4 protein-coding genes are annotated in these 2989 nt (G+C 54.3%); all 4 read left to right on the forward strand.

Annotated elements, in window-relative coordinates:
• Nucleotides 1–283: hypothetical protein (locus N0M98_RS33455; RefSeq protein WP_259620495.1), on the forward strand; the 283-nt coding region annotated here is incomplete at its 5' end.
• The gene (locus N0M98_RS33460) at nt 165–710 is read left to right on the forward strand and encodes a DUF6431 domain-containing protein (RefSeq protein ID WP_259620494.1); all 546 of its coding nucleotides are present in this window, start codon (nt 165–167) and stop codon (nt 708–710) included. The genes N0M98_RS33455 and N0M98_RS33460, both read left to right, overlap by 119 nt.
• A gap of 37 nt (nt 711–747) precedes the next feature.
• Entirely contained in the window at nt 748–2100 is a 1353-nt protein-coding gene (locus N0M98_RS33465; protein ID WP_259620492.1) for a DDE-type integrase/transposase/recombinase, read from the forward strand.
• The gene (locus tag N0M98_RS33470) at nt 2093–2893 is read left to right on the forward strand and encodes an ExeA family protein (RefSeq protein ID WP_259620493.1); all 801 of its coding nucleotides are present in this window, start codon (nt 2093–2095) and stop codon (nt 2891–2893) included. The genes N0M98_RS33465 and N0M98_RS33470 overlap by 8 nt, the downstream gene beginning before the upstream one ends.
• The last annotated feature ends 96 nt before the right edge of the window (nt 2894–2989 follow it).

Here is a 2989-nt window from a genome sequence, read left to right on the forward strand (position 1 = left end):
GCTGAAAGATAATGCCCAATTGCTGACGGGATTGCCTGTCCGAGAATTGCTGAATATAATGACCGTATCACAGAAAAGGAAAAGGATGCTTCCCATGGATGTGAGCCTGCGCCAACAGGTTCACGGGATGCATCCCCAACTCAACATGGTCATTGTATCAAAATATGAGCTGGTTGAGAAGTCATCCGGCGTTTTTTGTTCGGTGTGCAGAAGTGGTTCCTTCCCCCTGTTGCGGGAAAGAGTTGAAAGTCATTGGAAGCCGGAAGCGGAAACTTACGAGTGAGAGCGGGGAAAGCCGTGTGCTGGTAGTCCGCCGGTTACGTTGTTCCGGGTGCCGGAGCATCCATCATGAGCTTCCAGATTGTGTAGTGCCATATAAACGCTATGAATCCGCATGTATCGAGCAAGTCGTTTCGGAGCCGGAAAGGCCATCCGTTGTAGCAGCAGACGACGCTACCCTACGGCGCTGGAAGAACTGGTTTAAAGGAATGAGTACGTATTTGCTTGGGTGCCTAACATCGATCGCAATTCGCCTTCATCAGGACCCTGTGGAGAATCCGTCCGTATCTTCGCAGTCTGCACATCAACGAATCGGACACTACGTCGGAGATGCTTCGGGCTGGCTAGCACGAATTGTCCGTCCCATCGTCAATTCAAATTTGTGGGTACATACCCGTTTCGCATTCTTGTCCACCCAGCTCTTGCGGTAGACTCTTCTCGAAGTCTACCAAGCGAGGTGCAAGATAAATGAAAGATCAAAAGAAAGCCGAGGCCATCGCTACAGAACGTGTGCAGCTTTTGTCACCGCTGTTGGCAGAAGGGCTTGACCCTGCCAAGGCTCGAGAACTTAAAGCGAGGATTTGTGAACAGACCGGACTCTCCGAACGGACGCTTCGCCGGCACTTGGCCAAGTATCGTAAAGAAGGCTTCGGCGGACTAAAGCCCAAAAGCAAGGGACGTCTGCCCTCAGAAACGACGATCCCGCCGGAAGTACTGGAGCAGGCCATCCTGCTTCGCCGTGAGGTGCCGGGGCGAAGCGTTGCGCAGCTCATTCAGATTCTCGAATGGGAAGGTCGCATCAGTCCCGGTGAGATCAAGCGCAGTACCCTTCAGGAAAGGTTGGCCCAGCGCGGTTACAGCACGCGTCATATGCGCATGTACGCCGAATCCGGAGTCGCCGCTCGCAGGTTCCAGCAACGTCATCGCAATCGTCTCTGGCATTCGGATCTGAAATACGGTCCATATTTGCCCATTGGCCCTGGCGGCGCTATGAAACAAGTATTCCTCGTCACGTTCATCGACGACGCAACGCGGTTTGTGCTCCATGGCGAGTTTTATCCAGTCATGGACAAGACCATTGTAGAGGATTGCTTTCGTAGGGCCATTCAGAAGTTCGGTGTGCCCGAGTCGGTTTACTTCGACAACGGCAAGCAATACCGAACCAAATGGATGACGCGCGCGTGCTCCAAACTCGGTATTCGGCTGCTCTTTGCCAAACCCTACTCGCCGGAATCAACCGGCAAAGTCGAGCGGTTCAACCGTGTCGTCGACGCCTTCCTCAGCGAGGCCGCGCTCGAGAAACCGAAGACGCTCGAGCGGCTGAACGAACTGTTTCAGGTCTGGCTGTCCGAATGCTACCAAAGCAAGCCGCATTCCGCGCTCGAGAACAAGCGAAGTCCGGAGACTGCCTACCGCAGTGACAAAAAGGCGCTTCGGTTCGTGGATCCGGATGTGCTTGCCAGTGCCTTCCTGCACTGCGAGACGCGCAAAGTAGACAAGTCCGGCTGTATGAGCTTCATGGATCGCAAATACGAGGTCGGCTTGCCATTTATCGGCTGCACGGTGGATGTGGTGTTCGACCCGGCAGATATCTCGGAGCTTACGGTCGAGTATGAAGGTCATGCGCCGTGGCGCGTTCGAGAACTTGTCATCGGAGAGCGTGCAGGCAAGCGCCCCTCGCTACCAGAGCATCTGGGCTCTGTTCCGGCAGATACGTCCAGACTGCTCGCGGCAGCAGAGGAACGAAACCGGGATCGCAAGGCAGAGCAGGCACCCGCTGTGGCCTATCGCCGGGTGAGCAAGGAGGACGGTCATGTTTGAGTCTTTCTATGGTCTTGGACGCTCACCGTTTTCGCGGGATGTACCGACGAGCGAGCTCCATGAGTCGGTCATTCTTGAGGAGACGCTCGGCCGTCTTGAGTACGCCGCTCACCGGCAGTGGTTCGCCGTTGTAACGGGCGATTGCGGTACGGGCAAGACGACGACGATCCGCCGATTCACCGAAGTGCTCGATCCAGCCAAGTACAAGGTGCTCTACTTGTCAGATTCGAAGCTGACTCCGCGGCATTTCTACAAGGGATTACTCGAGCAGCTTGGCTGCGAATCGAAGTTCTACCGTGGCGATGCCAAGCGTCAGTTGCATCGGGAGATCGAGCTTATGCGAGGCATTCACCGGTTACAGCCTGTTGTCGTTGTCGACGAGGCCCATTTGCTGGATCGCGAGATGCTAGAAGAAGTACGCTTTCTGCTCAACTTCAAAATGGATGCGCAGAGTCCTATGGCGCTAATCCTGGTGGGGCAAAGCGAGCTTTGGGATCGCTTGAATCTACAGGCATACGCGGCTATTCGGCAGCGGATCGACCTGCAGTGTAAGCTTCCGCATTACGATCGGGCTCAGACGGGGGATTACATTCGCCGTCACATGACGTTTGCCGGAGCTGATCACGACATCTTCACCGAAGGTGCGATCGATGATATCTTCCGCTTTTCGAGCGGCGCTGCCAGATTGATCAACAAAGTATGTACACACGCTCTTATCTACGGTTCGCAAAACAAACATCGCATCATCGACGATCATATGGTCAAACGAGTCATCCAGGGAGAATTATCTTGATTCTCCCTTTTTCTTAGTCACGAGTGGACAGCTTGTCCGTCACCATCAGGACAACTTATGCCGTCAACTGATGGACATTATGCATTAGCAGTAACA

The sequence above is a fragment of the Paenibacillus doosanensis genome (assembly GCF_025060755.1).
In the GTDB taxonomy this organism is placed as follows: domain Bacteria; phylum Bacillota; class Bacilli; order Paenibacillales; family NBRC-103111; genus Paenibacillus_S; species Paenibacillus_S doosanensis.